At 66.0% G+C, this 20,212-nt stretch carries 16 protein-coding genes; 7 read left to right on the forward strand and 9 right to left on the reverse strand.

The features are described from left to right. The first annotated feature begins 10 nt into the window (after window positions 1–10). On the forward strand, window positions 11–1,117 hold the full coding sequence (locus KHO41_RS17955) for a dienelactone hydrolase family protein (protein ID WP_211954628.1): 1,107 nt from the start codon (window positions 11–13) through the stop codon (window positions 1,115–1,117). An 87-nt stretch (window positions 1,118–1,204) separates the two neighbouring features. Next, a complete protein-coding gene (gene gatB / locus KHO41_RS17960) occupies window positions 1,205–2,662 on the forward strand; it encodes an Asp-tRNA(Asn)/Glu-tRNA(Gln) amidotransferase subunit GatB (protein ID WP_211954629.1) in 1,458 nt (485 codons plus the stop codon). A gap of 846 nt (window positions 2,663–3,508) precedes the next feature. Here the strand turns inward: gatB and KHO41_RS17965 are convergent. The 6 genes from KHO41_RS17965 to KHO41_RS17990 form a co-directional block, all read right to left on the reverse strand. Beyond that, entirely contained in the window at window positions 3,509–4,435 is a 927-nt protein-coding gene (locus KHO41_RS17965; RefSeq protein ID WP_211954630.1) for an alpha-E domain-containing protein, read from the reverse strand. A 62-nt stretch (window positions 4,436–4,497) separates the two neighbouring features. Then, on the reverse strand, window positions 4,498–5,409 hold the full coding sequence (locus KHO41_RS17970) for a transglutaminase family protein (protein WP_211954631.1): 912 nt from the start codon (window positions 5,407–5,409) through the stop codon (window positions 4,498–4,500). After that, complete coding sequence (locus tag KHO41_RS17975) at window positions 5,406–8,096, reverse strand: circularly permuted type 2 ATP-grasp protein (RefSeq protein WP_244873878.1); 2,691 nt, start codon at window positions 8,094–8,096, stop codon at window positions 5,406–5,408. The genes KHO41_RS17970 and KHO41_RS17975 overlap by 4 nt, the downstream gene beginning before the upstream one ends. 2 nt (window positions 8,097–8,098) lie before the next feature. Continuing rightward, on the reverse strand, window positions 8,099–11,542 hold the full coding sequence (locus KHO41_RS17980) for a transglutaminase family protein (protein ID WP_211954632.1): 3,444 nt from the start codon (window positions 11,540–11,542) through the stop codon (window positions 8,099–8,101). Window positions 11,543–11,615: 73 nt separating this feature from the next. Next, a complete protein-coding gene (locus KHO41_RS17985) occupies window positions 11,616–12,365 on the reverse strand; it encodes a tetratricopeptide repeat protein (RefSeq protein WP_211954633.1) in 750 nt (249 codons plus the stop codon). A 155-nt stretch (window positions 12,366–12,520) separates the two neighbouring features. Next, the gene (locus KHO41_RS17990; protein ID WP_211954634.1) at window positions 12,521–13,492 is read right to left on the reverse strand and encodes a magnesium and cobalt transport protein CorA; all 972 of its coding nucleotides are present in this window, start codon (window positions 13,490–13,492) and stop codon (window positions 12,521–12,523) included. Window positions 13,493–13,690: 198 nt separating this feature from the next. Here KHO41_RS17990 and minC point away from each other — a divergent pair, with 198 nt between their 5' ends. From minC to KHO41_RS18010, 4 genes are all read left to right on the forward strand, one after another. Further along, entirely contained in the window at window positions 13,691–14,500 is an 810-nt protein-coding gene (gene minC, locus KHO41_RS17995; protein ID WP_211954635.1) for a septum site-determining protein MinC, read from the forward strand. Window positions 14,501–14,576: 76 nt separating this feature from the next. Further along, a complete protein-coding gene (gene minD, locus KHO41_RS18000; protein ID WP_211954636.1) occupies window positions 14,577–15,392 on the forward strand; it encodes a septum site-determining protein MinD in 816 nt (271 codons plus the stop codon). 24 nt (window positions 15,393–15,416) lie between these two features. Then, entirely contained in the window at window positions 15,417–15,671 is a 255-nt protein-coding gene (gene minE / locus KHO41_RS18005; protein WP_039013460.1) for a cell division topological specificity factor MinE, read from the forward strand. A 294-nt stretch (window positions 15,672–15,965) separates the two neighbouring features. Continuing rightward, complete coding sequence (locus KHO41_RS18010) at window positions 15,966–17,057, forward strand: porin (RefSeq protein ID WP_211954637.1); 1,092 nt, start codon at window positions 15,966–15,968, stop codon at window positions 17,055–17,057. A 94-nt stretch (window positions 17,058–17,151) separates the two neighbouring features. On the opposite strand, the gene KHO41_RS18015 is transcribed toward KHO41_RS18010, so the two are convergent. After that, on the reverse strand, window positions 17,152–17,859 hold the full coding sequence (locus KHO41_RS18015; protein WP_211954638.1) for a response regulator transcription factor: 708 nt from the start codon (window positions 17,857–17,859) through the stop codon (window positions 17,152–17,154). A 192-nt stretch (window positions 17,860–18,051) separates the two neighbouring features. Here KHO41_RS18015 and KHO41_RS18020 point away from each other — a divergent pair, with 192 nt between their 5' ends. Next, on the forward strand, window positions 18,052–18,735 hold the full coding sequence (locus KHO41_RS18020) for a response regulator transcription factor (RefSeq protein WP_211954639.1): 684 nt from the start codon (window positions 18,052–18,054) through the stop codon (window positions 18,733–18,735). Between the two features lie 26 nt (window positions 18,736–18,761). Here the strand turns inward: KHO41_RS18020 and KHO41_RS18025 are convergent, their stop codons facing one another. Both KHO41_RS18025 and KHO41_RS18030 read right to left on the reverse strand, forming a co-directional pair. Beyond that, on the reverse strand, window positions 18,762–19,748 hold the full coding sequence (locus KHO41_RS18025; RefSeq protein ID WP_211954640.1) for a Bug family tripartite tricarboxylate transporter substrate binding protein: 987 nt from the start codon (window positions 19,746–19,748) through the stop codon (window positions 18,762–18,764). 80 nt (window positions 19,749–19,828) lie between these two features. Continuing rightward, window positions 19,829–20,113 (reverse strand): hypothetical protein, encoded by a 285-nt coding sequence (locus KHO41_RS18030; RefSeq protein ID WP_211954679.1) that lies wholly within the window; start codon window positions 20,111–20,113, stop codon window positions 19,829–19,831. Window positions 20,114–20,212: the final 99 nt, after the last annotated feature.

The raw sequence follows: 20,212 nt of genomic DNA on the forward strand, positions 1-20,212 counted from the left end.
GCCATACGCCATGCGCACCACGCCCGCCAGCCAACGCCCGCACCGACTGCACCGCCTCGCCATGCGCGTGGCCGGTGTGGCCGGTGTGGCCGGCATGCTGCTGGCCGGCGCTGCGATCGCGCATACACCCGCCCCACCCACGCCGGCGTTGGTGCAGCCTGCCAACACGGCGCCGCTGAGCGCGCTGACACCCGGCGCCACCACGCGCACGCCGCCCGCCACGCGCACCGCCACGCCGGCGCAGCGTGTGCTGCTGCCTGGCGAACAAGGGGCGCCGGCGCTCAACGCCTTCTGGTTCGTGCCACGCGAAGGCAGCACGCCGCGCACGCAGCCGCTGCCTGTCGTGGTCGCGCTGCACGGCTGCAACGGACTGCTGGGCACCCGCCCCGAAGCCGTCCGCGTGGAAGCCGGCAATGCCGGCAACTACGCAGCCGACAGCACCGTGGACGCCGCGCCCGCGCTGCAGCCGCGTTATCGCGAATACGCGCAATGGCTGGCGGAGCGCGGCTACGCCGTGCTGATGCCGGACAGCCTTTCGGCGCACGGCAGGCTGCCCGGGTGCGGCGATTCGCCGGAAGCCCGCGGCATGGATGAGCGTGTACGCCGCACCGACGCACTGGCGGCGCTGCGCTGGGTCGCGCGCCAGCCCGGTATCGATGCTTCGCGCATCGTGCTGCTCGGCTGGTCCAACGGTGCGCAGGCCGTACTGGCCACCGTCGACGCCAGCCGCGCATGGCCGGCCGACACGCCGCCGGTGGAGCGTGCCGTGGCGTTCTATCCAGCCTGCAAGCGCGCCGTGCAACAGCACACCTTCCGGCTGCGCGCGCCGGTGCTGCTGATGATTGGCGGCGCCGACGACTGGACGCCCGCCACGCGCTGCGCCATGCTGCAGAGCGCGGTGCTCGCGCGCCAGCCGAATGCGCGCTTCCGGCTCGAGATCTATCCCGGCGCCTATCACGGCTTTGACGGCACGAGCGAACTCCACGTGCGCCGCGACGGGCCAGGCAACGCAGGCAACTCGCGTGGCGGCCGCGGCGTAACGGTCGGCGGCGATGCCGTGGCCCGGGTCGCCGCCATGGCCCAGCTCGACTCATGGCTCGCCAGCCCGGACCCCTGAGCGCATCCGCAATACAGACAATCGGACCGGCGCCCGCGCCGGCCCATCGCAACAGACAGAACCCAAGAACCGAACAGGAATACCGCTATGCAATGGGAAGTGGTGATCGGCCTCGAAACGCACACGCAGCTCTCGACGGCCTCCAAGATTTTCTCCGGGACCTCCACCGCCTTCGGCGCCGAGCCCAACACGCAGGCCTCGCCGGTTGACCTCGCGCTGCCGGGCGTGCTGCCCGTGCTCAACAAGGGCGCCGTCGAGCGCGCCATCCAGTTCGGCCTGGCGATCGGCGCCACCATCGCGCCGCGCAGCATCTTCGCGCGCAAGAACTACTTCTACCCCGACCTGCCCAAGGGCTACCAGATCAGCCAGTACGAAATCCCCGTCGTGCAGGGCGGCAGCATCACCATCCAGGTCGAAGGCAAGAAGGGCGATGTGTACGAGAAGACTGTACAGCTCACGCGCGCCCACCTGGAAGAAGACGCGGGCAAGTCGCTGCACGAAGACTTCGCCGGCATGACCGGCATCGACCTGAACCGCGCCGGCACGCCGCTGCTCGAAATCGTGACCGAGCCCGACATGCGCAGCGCGGCCGAGGCCGTGGCCTATGCCAAGGCCCTGCACTCGCTGGTGGTGTGGCTGGGCATCTGCGACGGCAACATGCAGGAAGGCAGCTTCCGCTGCGACGCCAACGTTTCCGTGCGCCCGGTCGGCCAGAAGGAATTCGGCACGCGCCGCGAGATCAAGAACCTGAACTCGTTCCGCTTCCTGCAGCAGGCCATCGAATACGAAGTGCAGTGGCAGATCAACGAGATCGAGGATGGCCGCAAGATCCAGCAGGCCACCGTGCTGTTCGATCCGGACACCGGCGAAACGCGCGCAATGCGGACCAAGGAAGATGCGCACGATTACCGCTACTTCCCGGACCCGGACCTGATGCCGCTGGAAATCGATGCTGCATGGATCGACCGCGTACGCGGCGAATTGCCTGAGCTGCCGGCAGCCATGCAGGCGCGCTTCGTTTCGCAATATGGCTTGTCGGCGTATGACGCCAGCACGCTGACTGCGTCGAAGGCAATGGCCGGCTACTTCGAAGCTGTTGTCGCCGAGGTCGGTGCGGCCAATGCCAAGCCGGCGGCCAATTGGCTGATGGGCGATGTCGCGTCGCAGCTCAACCGTGAAGGCATCAGCATTGATGCCGCGCCTGTGAAGCCTTCGCAGCTGGCCAAGCTGCTGGCGCGTATTGCCGATGGCACGGTGTCCAACAACACCGCCAAGAAGGATGTCTTCCCGGCCATGTGGGCGGGTGAATCGGATGGCGATGCGGATGCGATCATCGCGGCCAAGGGCCTGAAGCAGATGTCGGATACCGGTGAGCTCGAGAAGATCATCGATGATGTGCTGGCGGCCAATGCCAAGTCGGTGGAAGAGTTCCGTTCCGGGAAGGAAAAGGCTTTCAATGCGCTGGTGGGACAGGCGATGAAGGCGACCAAGGGGAAGGCTAATCCGGCGCAGGTTAATGAGTTGTTGAAGAGGAAGTTGGGGTAAGGGGATTTGGTGATATGGCGGCGGCGTGCTTGGCATGCGCCGCTGTTTCGCCGGCGTGGCCGGCGGGGGCTTCTCGTACAGGTTAGGCGGCTATCGTTCTTGGCGTGCGCTGCTGTTTCGCCGGCGTAGCCGGCGAGTCACTTTTGTCCGAGCGACAAAAGTAACCAAAAACGCGTTTTGGTTGCCCCAAAGGGGCGAATTTTTATCGTAGTGGGCCAGGGGTGTTGTACGGGTATGGGCTTCAGAGGGGATTTACGCTGCCTGCCGCGTGGGGCACCACCGTGAGTGGGAATACAGCGCTAATTGGACGAGCCCTGCAAGCGTCTGTGGCCCCTGCTGCGAGCGATATCGGGTGATCGCCTTCGGCTGCGCTGCGCGCAGAGCCCTAGTCTGAGCATGCAGGCCCAGGGCAAACCACGCCTCGGAGACGATGCCCGCGCATGGCATGCCGAAGTCGAGAAAGGACCTTGGACGCCTCGGGCGCCAGCGACGTTGATGAGCTCGCCTCCCGACGACGCCGTGCGCGCAGCGCAGCCGAAGGCGTCCCACCCCTGACCTTATTGAAACGCTGTACCCGAGTCCGTCTTGGGGATCGTCCAAAAGTCGTGCCGCGTGAGGCACAGGTTCTGACTCACATGGCGTAGCAGGTTGGAACGGCCGACCACCATTGCAGGCGTCCAAAGCCGTTTGAACCACTGCCACCGTGGAATTGATGGCCAGCGGCAACGACGCGCTTTTTGGTTACTTTTTGTCGCTCGGACAAAAAGTGACTCGCCGGCTACGCCGGCGAAACGGCGGCGCGAGCCAAGAACGACAACCCCCATCCCAACCACAAATCCCCCACCTCTAAGCCAAAAGAAAATCCCCCCGAATCCCCTCCCCCACCTCCCTAACCTTCCCAAGAAAATCCCCCAGCCACCCATGAATCCCGACGGCCAGAATGTCGTCGATACGCGCAAATCGCAATTCCGCATGCAGCCGCCCAGCCCGCCGCTCGGTATTGGCTGAATGCCGGTTCCGAATCTGCGCGAGGATCGCCACCACCTCCTGCATGCTGGCCGCCAGCGAACGCGGCATCGCGGCATTCACGATCAGAAGCTGCGCCACCCGTTCTGGCGTGATGGCCGAGCGGTAGACCTTCCGATACGTCTCCAGGCCTGACAAGGCCCGAAGCACGGCTGCCCACTGATAAGAGTCATCCTGCGGAACAGGCCCGCCGGCAGGTCTGAATTTCACGTCGAGCAGTCGCGCCGTATTGTCGGCCCGCTCCAGGAACGTTCCCAGCCGCATGAAGCAGAACGCTTCGTCCTTGAGCATCGTGCCAACCTCCACCCCACGCGCGAGGTGCGAACGAAACTTGACCCACTCGAAGAACGCCGGAGGGTCATGCAACGGCGCGCCGTCACTGACGAGCTGACGTGCTTCAAGCCATGTGGCATTGATCGTTTCCCAAAGCGGCGTGGTCAACGCGCCTCGCACCGCGCGGGCGTTTTCGCGCGCGGCATGCAGGCAGGACAGGATCGACGCGTGATGGCTCTCGTCAGCGGCCATGAAGGCGATCATCGCTTCATGGTTCAGGCCACCATGGCGCTCGGCATAGTAAGGCGTCAGCTCGGTGATATCGAGCATGGCTCGCCAGCCCTGCTCGGCCGCTTCCGTGCCTTGCGGCAGCAGCGCGGTCTGGTAGTTGACGTCCAGCATGCGCGCGGTGTTCTCCGCGCGCTCAGTGTAGCGGGCCATCCAGTACAGGTGATCAGCGGTGCGGCTCAGCATGGCGGCTCCTGTGGTATTGCCCGCCATCCCTCAAGCAATTGCCTTGCCAGCTTGCGGGCCGCTCAGTCCACGGGCACCACGGTTACGGCGACATCCACACCATGCGCACCGCCGCCCACGATCACGCCATGCAGCAGTGGCACGTCGCTGTAGTCGCGGCCCCACGCGAGCGTGACGTGGCGCGTATCCGCGAGCACATTGTTGGTCGGGTCGAGGTCGACCCAGCCGGCGATGGGGCAATACACCGACACCCATGCGTGAGAAGCGTCGGCGCCGACCAGTCGCTCCTCTCCAGGCGGCGGCTCGGTGCACAGGTAACCGCTCACGTAACGCGCGGCGAGCCCCACGGAACGCAGGCAGCCGATCATCACCTGCGCAAAGTCCTGGCACACGCCGCTGCGCTGCGCGAACGCCTGCATGGCGGGCGTATGCACCTCGGTGGATTCACTGTGATACGTGAAATCGGCATGAATGCGCCGCATCAGGTCAATCGCACCCGCCACAACGGGCACGCCTGCGCCAAAACTGGGCAGCGCGTAGTCGCGCAGGCTCGGATGCAGGGCAATATTGGGCGAGGCAAAGACGAACTGCGTGGCAGGCTCGAACGGCTGGGCCGCGTGGAAGCGCAGCGACTGCGCGACGGTTTCCCACGGTGCAGACGCAGACGGATAAAGCGCCTGCCAGCGCGGCGTGAGTACGACGGTGCTGGCACACGTGAGCTGCATCTGCGTATGCGGCACGTCGAGCATGAAATGCAGCACGCGGTTGCCGAATGCGTCGGTGCGTACGTGCTGGTGCGTGGGCACGGGCTCGATGCGCGTGTCGTGCGCGGTGACGGATTGCCAAGGCAAGTCCGGCGGCGTCGCCACGGCGCGCTGCTGCGCGTGCTCGACCGGCTGCGAATAGAGATAGGCGGTCGTGTGCAGCACGTTGAGGGTGCAGCCGCCGGTGCAAGGTGCCGCGGTGTCGTTCACGACTCTGCCTCCGGGTTCGCGCCGGCATGGCTGAAATAGCGCGCGCTGATTTCATCGGACACGCGCACCATGCGCTCGATGAACAGCTGGCAAAGCGCCGACAACGCGGCGGGATCTCCTCCCGCTTCGCCCAATGGCTCGCACAGTGCCGCACGCGTGGGCAGCGCGCTCGGCGCGGGCAGCAGTTCCGCGAGCGGCACGCGTGTCTGCGCGCTGCCGCCGGGCGCGAGCTGTTCCAGCTTGTTGCGCAACCGTTCCAGCAAACCGTACAGGCCGCGCGGATTCGTAGGCTCGAGCACGAGCAGCTCGACCAGTGCAGCGAGGTCGGTGCGACCCGGGTACAGCGAGCGGTACGTCAGCGTGCAATCGAACAGGTGCAGCAGCAATTCCAAGCCGCTGCGCGAGCGCAGCGCGCCGGTGTCGATGGCAGTCAGCAGGAAGTTGCTCATGGTGGCCAGGCGCTCGATATGGCGGCCGATGAAAACCAGGCGCCACGCTTCGTCGCGCGACATGCGGTCACCCTGCGCGCCATTGATGGCGCCCAGCTGCATGGCAAGGTGTTCGAGCGCGGACAGTACGCGCGCACGGTCGTAGCTGACGGCACCGCCCTCGCCCGGGGCCAGCGTGGCCTCCATCATCGCGTCGCCGAAATCGTTGCGCGCGGCCAGGATGGTGCGCCAGTGATCGTTGGACAGTCGGTTGCGGATTTCGCTGGCCGCGGCGGCGTGGGCGGCGAGGTTTTGCACCAGCCCGGTACCGCCACGCGAATCGGCCAGCGTCGCGACCAGGCTACGCTCGAACAGGCGCAGTGAAGCCTTTGGCGAAGGCGCCTCGGCCGGGACGAGGCCGTCCCTCTCTGCAAGCTCGCCCTGCATCGACAGCGTGCCGTCGTCGGTATCGTCGCTGCTTTCGATCGAGCCGAGGATCTGGCGGCACAGCCTCACGTTGTTTTCCGCACGCTCGGCATAGCGGCCAGCCCAGAACAGGTTCTCGGCGGCACGGCTCGACACCGCGAGCGGCCGGGCCTGTGTCGGCGCCGCCAGGCCGGTACGCCCGGCCAGTGGCGCGGCGGGCACAGGCTGGCCAGACAGCACCCACGTGTCCGCGCTAGTGCCGCCAAGCTGCATCGATACCGATTCGAGCTGCGGCGCCGCGAGCCGGCTGAAGCCGCCTGCCATGACCTGCCAGCCGCCATTGCCATCGGCGACGGCGAACACGCGCAGCATCGCCGCGCGCGAGCCGATCTGATCGCCCTCCCAGCATGGCGTGTGCGACAGGGGCAGCGGCGGCTGCAGCGTGTAGCGGTCCGGCATGCGCGCGATACGCTCGCGCCACCCGTCGAGCGCCTGCAGGCCCAGTTCCATGCCCAATGGCGGCTCGTCGGACAGGTCGGCGCGGCGCGGGTAGGTCGGCATCACGAACGCTTCGGGCAGCGTGGAAAGCACCTGCTCGCGCGCGGCGTCCTCGCCGCACCACCAGCTCGGCACGCCGGGCAGAATCAGTGGCTCGCCCAGCAGCGCTTCGGCAATGCCGGGCAGAAAGCCGTGAATGGCCGGGGACTCGAGGAAACCCGCGCCAGGCACGTTGGACACCATCACGTTCCCCGCACGCATTGCTTCGAGCAGCCCCGGTACGCCGAGCGTGGAGTCGTGGCGCAATTCGAGCGGATCGCAGAAGACGTCGTCCAGGCGCCGCAGCACCACGTCCACGCGCTCAAGTCCGCCGAAGGTCTTGAGGTAGACCACGTCGTTGCGCACGGTCAGGTCCTTGCCCTCGACCAGCGTGATGCCGAGGTAGCGGGCCAGGAAAGTGTGTTCGAAGAAGGTCTCGCTGTAGGGACCTGGCGTGAGCAGCACGATGTGGTGACCGGTGCCGGCACTGACAGGTCCATCTCGTCCACTGCCGGCTTCTGTCGCGGCGGCAAGCGGCGCATGCGCGAGCGTGGACACCAGTTGCGCGAATGCTGGCGGCAGCCGCCGCACGTGCAGGTCGCGGAAAGCATCGGTGAACAGGCCCGAGATGATCAGCCGGTTCTCGAGCGCGTAGCCCATGCCCGAAGGCGTATCGGTGCGATGCGCCATGACAGTCCAGCCGTCGTCGGTGTGCACGAGATCGACCGCAACGATCTGCAGGAAACTGCCGCCGGGCGGCTGGTAGCCGCGCAGCGGATGCAGGTAGCCCGGATGCCCGTACACGAGCCCCGGCGGCAGCAGCGCGCGCGACAGCAATGTCTGTTCGCCGTAGATGTCGGCCAGGATGGCGTTGGCAAGCGTCGCACGCTGCGCGGCGCCGCGCTCGATCAGCTGCCAGTCCTGCTCCGTGACAAGGAACGGGAACAGCTCCAGCGGCCACGCACGTGCCGCGCCCTGGTCGGCGTAGACGTTGTAGGTCACGCCGTTGTCGCGGATCTGGCGCGCCATGGCTTTCGCGCGCGGACCCAGCGTTTCCGCACTCGGTTCGCCGACTACGGAGAAGAAGCGCGCCCATGCTTCGCGCAAGGTGCCATCGGGCAAGCGAAGTTCGTCGAGATGCCCGGCTGGAACCGGCAGCGCAAGACGCGCGGCGGCGGCAATCGCCGCGGCCGCATGCGGGGCCTCCAGGTCATCAGTCGGCCGCGACAGGGGCTGGGCCAAGATTGGGTCTCCCGTTGGCGGCTGGCCTGTCCCGGCGCAGCCGCGGTGGTACATGTCTACCCCTGGCGCAGGTCGAGCGTGAAGGGGAACTCAAGACTGCGCTGCGGCGCCTGCGCGACGGTGCGCCCCGGTGTATGCCCGTAGGCCGAAAAGCGCGCCAGCCGCCGGCTTTCCGCCTCGTAGGCATTGACGGGGAAGGTCTGGTAGTTGCGCCCGCCCGGGTGCGCGACATGATACTGGCAGCCTCCGATGCTGCGCTCCGTCCACGTATCGACGACATCGATGGTCAGCGGCGCATGCGAGCCGATGGTCGGATGCAGCGACGATGGCGGCGCCCACGCGCGGTAGCGCACGCCCGCGACGAATTCGCCGGCGCGTCCGGTCGGCTGCAGCGGCAGCGACCGGCCATTGGCCGTGATCACGTGCCGGCTGTCGTTCAGGCCGAGCACGCGCACTTCCATGCGTTCGACCGATGAATCCACATAGCGCACCGTGCTGCCGGCGCCGCCCTCCTCGCCCATCACGTGCCAGGGCTCCAGCGCGCCGCGCAGCGTGAGCGCCAGACCGCCTGCGGCAATTTCGCCGATGCGCGGGAAACGGAACTCGAAATGCGGGGCGAACCATGAGGCGTCGAACGCAAAGCCCGCGGCATTCATGTCGGCGAGCACATCGTCGAAGTCCATCTGCACGAAGGTCCCTAACATGAACCGGTCATGCAGCGCCGTACCCCAGCGCGTGAGCGGCGCCTGGTATGGCTCGCGCCAGAAGCGTGCAACCAGTGCGCGCAGCAGCAACTGCTGCACCAGGCTCATGCGTGCGTGCGGGGGCATCTCGAACGCGCGCAGTTCGAGCAGGCCGAGCCGGCCGGTCGGGCCATCGGGCGAATAGAGCTTGTCGATGCAGAACTCGGCGCGGTGCGTGTTGCCGGTGACGTCGATCAGCAGGTTGCGCAGCACACGATCAACGAGCCACGGCGGCACGTAACCGTTGGTGCCGCCCCGCTCGCGTCCGGCGAGTTGACGGCGCAGTTCGGCGAACGCGATGTCCAGTTCATAGCGCTGGTCGTTGCGTGCCTCGTCCACGCGCGGCGCCTGGCTGGTCGGCCCGATGAAGAGGCCCGAGAACAGGTAGGACAGCGACGGGTGGTTGTGCCAGTACGTGATCAGGCTGACCAGCAGGTCCGGGCGGCGCAGGAACGGGCTGTCGGCCGGCGTCGCCCCGCCCAGCACGAAGTGATTGCCGCCGCCGGTGCCGGTATGGCGGCCGTCGAGCATGAACTTCTCGGTCGACAGGAAGCATTCGTGCGAGGCCTGGTAGAGGAACTCGGTGTGGTCGACCAGTTGCTCCCAGTTCGCGGCCGGGTGGATATTCACCTCGATCACGCCGGGGTCCGGCGTGACCTGCAGCACCTTGAGGCGCGCATCGCGCGGTGGCGGATAGCCTTCCAGCACGATCTGCACGTTCAGCGCGGCGGCCGTGGCTTCCACAGCCTGCACCAGCGCGAGGTAGTCCTCCAGCTCTGGCAGCGGCGGCATGAAGACATAGATCACGCCGCGCTTGTCGTCCATTTGCTCGGCTTCGGTCTTTGGCCCTGCCGCGCGGGCGGGATGGCGGACTTCGACACACAGCGCGGTACGTATCACCCCCGGTGCGGATTGGCCGCGCGCGGGCTCGCCTGGCGAAGCGGCACCGGTGCCGCTGCCCGTACCCGTGCCAGCGGCCGCGCTGGCGGCGGGCCGCGCTGGCGTCGTGGCAGCCGACGGTGCCGGTGATTGTCGCCGCAGGACCGCGGCCGCAGGCAAGGCTGCGCGCGGCGCGAACGGATCCTGCTCGAACTGCTGCACGCGGTCGGCCTCGCTGGCCCACGGCAGCGAATCGAGCGGCAGCCGGTAGCCCATCGGGGAATCGCCGGGATGCAGGTAGAGACGTTCTTCGCGCAGGTACCAGCGGCCAGTTTCCCAGCCACTTTCCACGGTGTCGCCGTCCCCGCTTTCCACCCGCGCCAGCGGCAGGACGTAACCGGTCACGCTTGCCAGGCCCGTATCAAACACGCGGCGCAGGCGCACGCGCTCCATCTCGTCGTCGAGGCGCGAGGCATGGGGATCGACATTGACCGGCAGCCGTCGTTCGCGCCACAGGTAGTACCAGGCATCCTCGTAGGCGGGCTGCGCGCAAGATGCGTCTACCCCCAGCCGGTCGCACAGGCTCGTCATGAAACGGCGCGCGTCGGCGTCGGTGTAGTCGCCGGGATGGCGTTCGTCGGCGAACAGCGCGGGATCCTGCCAGCACGGCATGCCGTCGGTGCGCCACGCGATCGTCAGCGCCCAGCGTGGCAACTGCTCGCCCGGATACCACTTGCCCTGCCCGAAATGCAGGAAGCCGCCCGCGCCGTAGCGCTCGCGCAGGCGATGCACCAGTTCGGTGGCCAATCCGCGCTTGGTCGGGCCCAGGGCATCGGTGTTCCATTCGGCGCCGTCGCGGTCGCGCGCCGCGACGAAGGTCGGTTCGCCGCCCATGGTCAGGCGCACGTCCATCGCCTGCAGGTCGCGGTCCACCGCGGCGCCGGCGGCATTCACGGCCTCCCACTGGTCTTCGGTATAGGGCAGCGTCACGCGCGGCGATTCATGGACGCGCGTGATCGTCATGGTATGGCCGAACTCCGCTTCGCACTGTTCGACGGCGCCGGTCACCGGCGCGGCGCTGCCCGGCTCGGGCGTGCATGCGAGCGGGATATGTCCCTCCCCCGCGAGCAGGCCCGAGGTCGGGTCCAGGCCGATCCAGCCGGCGCCGGGCAGGTAGACCTCGCACCACGCATGCAGGTCGGTGAAGTCGCGCTCGGCGCCGCTGGGGCCGTCGATGGCCTTCACATCGGGGGCCAGCTGCAGCAGGTAGCCCGAGACGAAGCGCGCCGCCAGCCCGAGATGGCGCAGCGTCTGCACCAGCAGCCAGCCGGAATCTCGGCACGAACCCGAGGCATTGGTAAGCGTGGTTTCCGGGCTCTGCACGCCCGGCTCCATGCGGATCAGGTAACGGATCTCGCGCTGCAGGCGCTGGTTCAGCGCGACCAGGAAATCGAGCGTGCGGCATTCGGTGCGGTCAATGCTGCCGACGAAATCTGCAAAGCGCGGCGTCAGTTCATCGCGCACCAGATAGGGGGCCAGGTCGTGCGCGAGTCCGGCGTCGTACTGGAACGGAAACTGTTCGGCCGACGGCTCGAGGAAGAAGTCGAACGGGTTGTAGACCGACATCTCGGCGACAAGGTCGACCGTGACCTTGAATTCGGTCGTAGCCTCGGGAAAGACCAGCCGCGCCAGGTAGTTCGAGAACGGGTCCTGCTGCCAGTTAATGAAGTGCTGCGCCGGCTCGATGCGCAATGCGTAGGACAGGATCGGCGTGCGGCAATGCGGTGCAGGCCGCAGGCGCACCACCTGCGGCGACAGCTTCACCGGACGGTCATAGCGATAGTGCGTGACGTGATTCAGTGCGACATGTATGGCCACGGCGCCCTCCCAGGCGGTTGCTGCGATGGTTGTCGCGCTGTCTTAAGCAAGACTTGTACCCTCTTGCGGCCGCTTACATCGAGCTGCCGCTCTTTGCGCGTACGGATTCCTCCAGCAGCGAGCGCAGCTTGGCCAGCGCGCCCGGATCGCCATGCGCCGCCGAGCGCGCATACCAGATCTTGGCCTGTTCGATGTCCTTGCCGACCACGCCAGGCTCGCCGCGTTCGTAGTAACTGCCAACGATGTACTGTGCACCACCATCGCCCGCGGCGGCGGCGCGGCTGTACCACTCGAAGGCCTTGCCATAGTCCCGAGGTACGCCGCGGCCGGTGAAGTAATTGGTCGCCAGCGCCACCTGCGCCTGGATGTGGCCGCCCTGCGCCGCGCGTTCGTACCAGCGGTTGGCCTCTTCGAGCGAGCGTGGCACCAGTTCGCCGCGTTCGTACAGATCGCCAAAGGTGAACTGCGCATGTGTCATCTGGTTGTCAGCGGCCTTGCGCAGCCACACCAGCGCCTCCTGCGGCCTGGCGGGCGTGCCCTCGCCGCGCAGCAGCATCATCGCGTAATTGAACTGGGCCAGCCGATTGCCTTCCCGCGCGGCGGCAGCGAACCCGCGCAGTGCGGTATCGAACGCGCCTGCCTCATAGGCGGCGAGCGCTTCGTGGGTCTGCGCCTGGGCCGGCTGGGCCGGTGCAGGCGCCGCCTGAATCAGGGGAGCCGGACAAAGCACCATGACCATGGCCAGCGCGGCAATGGCCAACAGGCGGCGACAGGCCAGGCGGGCTGCCGCGGCAGGCCAGAGCGGGGGGCGGGCTTGGGGCATGACGAACTCCGGGATGCGCTGCGCCTTCTTGATTCCAGTGTAGGAGGCGACGGCACGGCCCGGAAGCCGGCGGCAAAACGATAACTATTCGCGCGAATAATTAAAGGCTAGAGCACACATAAACAACCATCTGTTCGATTAATAGCTGTTGCGCATCAGATCCATCCGGCACGATGCAGCCGTCGCCACAGGGCCCCGCACGCGACGACCGTGACACCGATGACGACCGGATACGCATAGTGGAACTTGAGCTCGGGCATGAACGAGAAGTTCATGCCATAGAGGCTGAACACGACGGTCGGGATCGCGAGAATGGCGCCCCAGCCCGCCAGCCGCTTGACCACCTCGTTCTGCCCCACGGTCACCAGCGCCAGGTTGACCTGGACAGCCGTGGTAAGCATTTCGCGCACGACATCGAGTGTGCGCACAAGCCGGCTTGCGTGGTCTTCGATGTCGCGGAAGTAGGCGCGCAGTTCCTTCGGCACGAGGTCTTCATGCAGGCGGATCAGCTGGCCGCACATGTCTTCGACCGGGTTGACCGCATTGCGCAGGCGCAGCACCTGCCGCTTGATCTGGTACAGCCGCTCGATCGCGGCGCGGTCGAATTCGTCGCGGAAGATGTCCTGCTCCAGTTCCGCGAACGTGTCCTCCAGCCGTGTGACGATGGGCATGTAGTGGTCGACCACGAAATCCATCAGCGCATAGAGCACATAGCCAGGGCCGTTGGCCAGTCCCTGGGGATCGCTTTCGCAGCGCTCGCGCACCGGCGCATAGGTGCTGCTGGCGCCATGCCGCACCGACACGACGTAATTCGGGCCGACGAAAATGTGGGTTTCGCCGACCACCACCTCGTCCTCGATCAGCTGCGCGGTGTTGAGCACGACGAACACCGAATCTCCGTATGCCTCGAGCTTCGGCCGTTGATGGGCGTCAAGGGCATCTTCCACCGCCAGATCGTGCAGCCCGAACGACTGCTGCACCTGGCGCAGCAGGGCCAGGTCCGGCTCATGCAGACCGAGCCACACGAAAGTACCCGGCACGCTGAGCGCCTGCGGAATCTCCTCGATGCCGACAGTGCCGAGCCGCTTGCCTGCCCGGTAGGCCACACTATTGACGATCGCGCCCATGACAGCTCCGTTCTGCAGATGGCGCAATCGTAACAAGGCTGGGCTGCACGCGTCCGGATGGCCGGGCCGCGCTGTCGCCGGCACCACTTGCCCATGCCAGATGGATTGTGTGCAGCACCTGGGGACAAAGTGCGCCCATTTGTTACAGTTCGCACCGAAGACGCAGTTAGAATGTGGCATTTCCACGGTCACCCGGCTATGTCACAGAAGAAATCGCCACGCTTCGAGCTGCGCAGTGGCAATGTAGACGCCCTCCTTCTCGCCCTCCAGACCGCCGACATGGCTGCACTGCGGGACGACCTGCTCTCCCGGTTCGAAGCCACCCCCGATTTCTTCTCCAATGACGTGATCGCGCTGGACCTGCGCGCGCTTGAAAGTGATGACGAGGTCTCGCTCGATGCGGTGATCGGTACGCTTGCGGCGCTCAAGGCGCGTGCGATCGGCGTGGTCGCGCGGCCCGCACAGCATGCGTGGGCCCAGCGCTTCGGCCTGCCGCTGCTCGACAGCCAGAGCCGCCGCGGCCTGCGCGACTCGGCCGAAGCCGCCGAAGCTGCCGAACGTGCAGAACGTGCCGCCGCCGAGGCCGCCGCCGAACAGGCCGCGCGCGACGAAGCCGTCCGCGCCGCTGCCCAGTCTGCCAATGAAGCCGCCGTCAAGGCCGCCATCCAGCAAACCCAGACCCTGCTGATCGACAAGCCGCTGCGCTCTGGCCAGCAGATCTACGCGCAGGGCGACGTGGTCATCATGGATGTGGTCAGCTACGGCGCCGAGGTGATCGCCGAAGGCAATATCCACGTTTATGCCCCGCTGCGCGGCCGTGCGCTGGCGGGCGTGAAGGGCAATACCGGCGCGCGCATTTTCAGCACGTGCATGGAACCCGAACTAATTTCCATTGCCGGCATCTATCGCACGGCCGAGCAGACTCTGCCGGCGGACGTGCTCGGCAAGTCTGCCCAGGTTCGCCTGGCCGATGAAAAGCTGATCCTGGAAGCGATCCGGATGAAATGATCCGGCGACGCCCAGCCACGAACACGAACTGAATCACTGCAGCGCAAGCTTCAACCTAATTACGGACCAAAGAGCCATGGCAAAAATCATCGTTGTGACCTCCGGCAAGGGAGGCGTCGGCAAGACCACCACCAGCGCCAGCTTTGCCGCTGGCCTGGCCCTGCGCGGCCACAAGACTGCCGTGATCGACTTCGACGTCGGCCTGCGCAACCTCGACCTGATCATGGGTTGCGAACGCCGCGTGGTGTATGACCTGATCAACGTGGTGCAGGGCGAAGCCAACCTGAACCAGGCCCTGATCAAGGACAAGAAGTGCGAGAACCTGTTCATCCTGCCGGCCTCGCAGACGCGCGACAAGGACGCGCTGACCAAGGACGGCGTCGAGAAGGTCATCAAGGGCCTGATCGACATGAACTTCGAATACATCCTCTGCGATTCGCCGGCAGGCATCGAGTCGGGCGCGCTGATGGCCATGTACTTCGCCGACGAAGCACTGATCGTCACCAACCCCGAAGTGTCCTCGGTGCGCGATTCGGACCGCATTCTCGGTATCCTGGCGTCGAAGACCAAGCGTGCCAGCGAAGGCGGCGAGCCGATCAAGGAACACCTGCTGATCACGCGCTACAACCCGAAGCGCGTGCACGGCGGCGAGATGCTGTCGCTCACGGACATCCAGGAAATCCTGCGCATCAAGCTGATTGGGGTAATCCCTGAGTCCGAAGCTGTGCTGCACGCGTCCAACCAGGGCACGCCCGCCATCCACCTGGAAGGCACCGACGTGGCCGACGCCTATGGCGATGTGGTGGACCGCTTCCTTGGCAAGGACAAGCCGATGCGCTTCACGGACTACCAGAAGCCTGGCCTGCTGTCGCGCATCTTCGGCAACAAGTAAAACAAGTAAGGAGGACTCATCCCCATGTCGATCCTGTCCTTCCTGCTGGGGGAAAAGAAGAAGTCGGCCTCGGTCGCCAAAGAGCGGCTGCAGATCATCCTCGCGCACGAACGCACCGGCCATTCGGCGCCTGCCGATTACCTGCCGGCGCTGCAGCGCGAACTGGTGGCCGTGATCTCGAAATACGTCAAGATCAGCGACCAGGACCTGCGCGTCAGCCTTGAGCGCCAGGACAACCTGGAAGTGCTCGAGGTCAAGATCGAGATCCCCCAGAGCTGATTCAGCAACGCTCCCCGCGCCGGCGCGCCGCTTCCAAGGCCCGCCGGCGCGTCTTCATTTACGCCTGCGCGCACCAGGAAATGCCCACTGATGCTGGTGCAACGCACCAACACAGTATTGTGTAGCGGCCTGACAACGGATTTGCACCAAAATCCTGCTCGGATCGGGGCTTCAGCGCGTATTTGTGTCCTTCGCTCCTGCGTTTTGTTAAATTTTCGCGGCGTTTACACGAAACGTAGACCCGTGCCCCGTCGTGATCCGACGGAGAACAGAACAGAACAGAAAAGGAGCACCATGAAGAAATCATCGGCCATCGTCCTCGCCGCCGGCAGCCTGCTGGCAGGTTCCGCTTTTGCACAGACCTCCGTCACGCTGTACGGTATCGCTGACGTCAGCGTGCGCTACACCACCCATGCCGATGCATCGGGTCACGGCAAGACCGAACTGACCGACGGCGCTGTGACGCAAAGCCGCTGGGGCCTGAAGGGCGCTGAAGCCCTGGGCAACAACCTGAAGGCGATCTTCCAACTGGAAAATGGCTACAGCCTCGACACCGGCAAGCTGAACTCGGCCAACACGCTGTTCAATCGTCAGGCCTACGTTGGCCTGAGCGGTGACTTCGGCGCTGTCAAGCTGGGCCGCCAGTACACCGAAGGCTTTAATTTCTTCGGCGACTACGATCCGCTGACCATCGGTAACTACACCGCCAACGCCTGGCCGTTCTTCCTGACCCAGTTCCGCGCGAACAACGTCGTCAGCTACGGCGGCAAGTTTGGCGGCCTGGACGTCGGCGCCAGCTACGGCTTCGGCGAAACCGCCGGCAGCATGAGCTCCAACCAGTACTGGGGCGCCCGTGCCGCTTACTCGTATGGCCCGTTCGGCATCGGTGGCGTGTACCAGGAAATCCGTAACCAGGCTGGCGAGCGTCAGCAAATGTTCGGTGCTGCCGGTAAGTACAGCATCGGCCCGGCCAAGATCTTCCTGGGCTACCTCGGCGGCAAGGACCGCACTGGCGTGATCGACAATGGTTTCATGAACCAGTCGGCTGCCTCGACCACCGCAGGCGCTCAGACCGCCATCGCTTCGGGCTCGCTGAGCAACCCGCGTAAGGACCACCTGGGCTATGTCGGCACGACCTACCAGGCCACTCCGGCCCTGGCTGTGACCGGTGCGTTCTACTACGACTACATCGAGAACAAGAACGGTATCGCCGGCAATGGCGGCCACCGTTACGCCGGCGTCCTGCTGGCCGAGTACTCGCTGTCGAAGCGTACCCAAGTGTATGGCACCGTGGATTACAACCACGTCTCCGGCGGCGCGACGACCGAACTGCCGGGCGCCAACAACCAGCTGGGCGTTGCCGCTGGTATCCGCCACATTTTCTGATCGCTCCCCGATCAGTCAGTTGTTTGGCGAAAGGCACCTTCGGGTGCCTTTTTTATTTGGCGGGGCAGGACAAAGAACAGCCCCCTGGACGTCTTCAGGCCGCCTCGCTCTCTGCCAGCTCCAGCCGGTACCCATGCGTATAGACCGGCGTCAGCCTGAGTCCATTCCTTGCATGCAGGCCCAGCTTGCTGCGCACGCGCGAGACATGCGTGTCGATGGTGCGTGACAGCGGCGAGATCTCGCGGCCCCAGACCGTGGCGATGATGTGGTCGCGCGTGACGATGCGCCCTTCATTGCGGAACAACAGCACGGCCAGGTCGAATTCCTTGGGCGTCAGGCAGATCGGATGGCCGTGGCAGGTCACCTGCCGCGCGGCGCAGTCAAACACGTAGCCGGCGAGGCGCAGCGGCGCATTGCGCGCGACGTTGTCGGGGCTGGATCGGCGCAGCACAGCCCCGATTCGTGCCGACAGCTCGGCCGCGCGGATCGGCTTGGCCATATAGTCGTCGGCGCCGGCGACCAGCGCGCTGACGATGTCGGCTTCGGCATTGCGGGACGAGAGAAACATTACCGGGATGCGCCGGTCCAGGTTGCCGCGCACCCAGTTCAGCACCTCGCGCCCGGACATGCCGGGCATCTGCCAGTCGAGCAGCAGCAAGTCGAAGGCGGTGTCATGCAAGGCCAGCAACAGGCGCCGGCTCTGGCTGAAGCTCACGCATTCGTATCCGCCTTCATTGACGATCCGGCGGATCAGCGCCGCGTGGACAGGATCGGCTTCCAGCGAGGCAATCGTCTTTCCCATGGTCTGTCTCTCTCAGCATTTGCGCGAGAGGGCATTAGAAACCGCGGATCGCGACGTCCGAATAGGATGGGACTCAAATCGAAATCAAAGTTTCAACAATCGTTTACTTCTTGCCCCAGACAGCGGCCCATACCATGGGCGACTGCCATGCCGGACGATCTTCCCGCATCCGGAAGCGCCAGGAGAAACGACGTGAGAATTGCCGTATTGGAGGCCGACCCGACCCGGGCCGTCGGCATCGAACAGACGCTGCGCCTCAGCGGGCACCAGTGCACGCGCTATATCCACGGCCGGTCGCTGATCCACGCGCTGCGCAGCGACACCTTCGACATGTGGCTGCTCGACGGCGACACGCCGGGCATTTCGGCACTGGACGTGCTCTCATGGGTGCGCCGTACGCTCGGCCACGAGCTGCCTGTGATGCTGTTGGGCGACTCCGATGACGAAGCGCGCATCGCAAGCTGCCTTGCCGAAGGCGCCGACGCCTATCTGTGCAAGCCAGTGGGCATGGCCGAACTGGCTGCCCGGGTGATGGCGCTGCTGCGCCGCGCATGTCCGACCAGCGAGCATGGCTGCGATCTCGCCCATGGTGCTTTCCACTTTGCCACGGCCGACCGGCGCGCCTGGGTACACGGCAAGGCGGTGGCGCTGGCACCCAAGGAATTCGACCTGGCCGTGCTGCTGTTCCGCAACCTCGGCTCGCTGGTGCTGCGCCAGACCATGGTCAATGAAGTCTGGCGCTATCACGTCGACGCGGCGTCGCGCACCGTGGACAGCCACCTGTCGCGCGTACGCACCAAGCTCGCACTGTGGCCGCACAACGGCGTGCGGCTGTCTGCCGTCTACGGCCTGGGGAACCGGCTGGACCAGGTGTGAAACGCGGCCCGTGCCGATGAAACAACTCAGTCGGCCTTGATGCCGGCTTCCTTGACGATGCGCGCGTTCTCCACGTATTCGTCGTGGATCGCCTTGGCAAACTGGGCGGGCGTGCCGCCGGTCGGCACCTCGCCGCCCTTGAGCAGGCGCTCATGGACCTCGGGCTCCGCGAGCGCCTTGTTCAGTTCGGCGTTGAGCTTGTTGATGATCGCCGCCGGCGTCTTGCCCGGCGCGAAGATGCCGAAGGTCGAAGTCAGGTTCGCCTTGGGATAGCCAAGCTCCGCAAGCGTCGGCACGCCGGCCATGCTTTCGATGCGCTTGGGTGCGCCCACGGCGAGCGCCCGCAGGCGGCCGGCCTGCATGTGCTGCGTGAGCGCGGGGCTGGCATTGGTGCTCATCACCTCGAACTGGCCGCCGAGCGCGTCGTTCATCTGCTGGCCGGCGCCCTTGTACGGAATCAGCGTCAGTTCGGCCTTGGACTTCGCCTTGACCTGTTCGAGCACGACATGGCCGACCGTGCCAAGTCCCGACGTGGCCCAGCGCACCGAGCCCGGCTTGGCCTTGGCCTGCGCCACCAGATCCGGGAACGTCTTGCCCGCAAAGCTCTGCGTGGCGACGATCAGCACCGGCGAATACATGACGCTCATGACGGGCGCCACGTCGCGCTGCGGGTCATAGTTGACGTGGCCCACATGCGGGTTGAGCGTGAGCGGGCTGGTCGAGGCAAACCCGAGCGTGTAGCCGTCCGGTGCCGCCTTGGCGACAGCGTCGATGCCGATGCTGCCACCGGCGCCCGCCTTGTTCTCGACCACCACCGAGGTGCCCATCTGGGCGGACAGCCGTTCGCCGAGCGCGCGCGCGACGGTGTCGCTGATCCCGCCGGTCGGATAGGCGACGATCAGGCGGATCGGACGGCTGGGGTAATTGTCGGCGGCGGAGGCAGGCAAGGCTGCCGCCATGAGGCCGGCGGCGCCAAGCGCGGCCAGCAGGGACATGCGGGAATGGAAAGCCATGACGAGTGCGGGAAATCGAAGGGCGCGGCGCAGGCCGCGTCGCATATCTTAGCCGATCGGCCCGCGGCGCTTCTTGCTGCTCAGCGGACCAGCGGGTGTTCCGGCACCCAGGACACGAACAGTTCGTTGGCGCGGTCGTACAGGCGCCAGACGGTGCCGCAATCGCGGCAACAGAAGGTCAGCATGCTGTAGGGAACGCCGGTCGAACTCTGGCCGACCTGCGGCGCGGTATGGCGCAGTGCAAGGCAGGACGGCGGCTCGCGGCGCCGCGGATCCGCCGCCAGCGCCAGGCAGCGCTCACAGGCCGGAACTGCGGGAGAGGGAGAAACAGGGAGTGGAGGTACGGCGGACGTCATGCCCGCCATGATGCCGCAAAACCGCAGCGAGTTGCGTTCCGGCCGCCTCTTATTGGGCCGGCCATCTGAACGCGAACCATACAGCACCTGGATCGCATCCACCGCGAT

The organism is Cupriavidus numazuensis (assembly GCF_905397435.1).
GTDB classification, from domain to species: Bacteria; Pseudomonadota; Gammaproteobacteria; order Burkholderiales; family Burkholderiaceae; genus Cupriavidus; species Cupriavidus numazuensis.

What these genes read in the sequence shown, in the direction of transcription:
- KHO41_RS18025 (WP_211954640.1), bottom strand. Translation starts at nt 19,748, where the DNA reads ATGGCTTTCCATTCCCGCATGTCCCTGCTGGCCGCGCTTGGCGCCGCC.
- KHO41_RS17985 (WP_211954633.1), bottom strand. Translation starts at nt 12,365, where the DNA reads ATGCCCCAAGCCCGCCCCCCGCTCTGGCCTGCCGCGGCAGCCCGCCTG.
- KHO41_RS17955 (WP_211954628.1), top strand. Translation starts at nt 11, where the DNA reads ATGCGCACCACGCCCGCCAGCCAACGCCCGCACCGACTGCACCGCCTC.
- KHO41_RS18030 (WP_211954679.1), bottom strand. Translation starts at nt 20,113, where the DNA reads ATGGCGGGCATGACGTCCGCCGTACCTCCACTCCCTGTTTCTCCCTCT.
- gatB (WP_211954629.1), top strand. Translation starts at nt 1,205, where the DNA reads ATGCAATGGGAAGTGGTGATCGGCCTCGAAACGCACACGCAGCTCTCG.
- minD (WP_211954636.1), top strand. Translation starts at nt 14,577, where the DNA reads ATGGCAAAAATCATCGTTGTGACCTCCGGCAAGGGAGGCGTCGGCAAG.
- KHO41_RS18010 (WP_211954637.1), top strand. Translation starts at nt 15,966, where the DNA reads ATGAAGAAATCATCGGCCATCGTCCTCGCCGCCGGCAGCCTGCTGGCA.
- minC (WP_211954635.1), top strand. Translation starts at nt 13,691, where the DNA reads ATGTCACAGAAGAAATCGCCACGCTTCGAGCTGCGCAGTGGCAATGTA.
- minE (WP_039013460.1), top strand. Translation starts at nt 15,417, where the DNA reads ATGTCGATCCTGTCCTTCCTGCTGGGGGAAAAGAAGAAGTCGGCCTCG.
- KHO41_RS17975 (WP_244873878.1), bottom strand. Translation starts at nt 8,096, where the DNA reads ATGTACCACCGCGGCTGCGCCGGGACAGGCCAGCCGCCAACGGGAGAC.
- KHO41_RS18015 (WP_211954638.1), bottom strand. Translation starts at nt 17,859, where the DNA reads ATGGGAAAGACGATTGCCTCGCTGGAAGCCGATCCTGTCCACGCGGCG.
- KHO41_RS17990 (WP_211954634.1), bottom strand. Translation starts at nt 13,492, where the DNA reads ATGGGCGCGATCGTCAATAGTGTGGCCTACCGGGCAGGCAAGCGGCTC.
- KHO41_RS17965 (WP_211954630.1), bottom strand. Translation starts at nt 4,435, where the DNA reads ATGCTGAGCCGCACCGCTGATCACCTGTACTGGATGGCCCGCTACACT.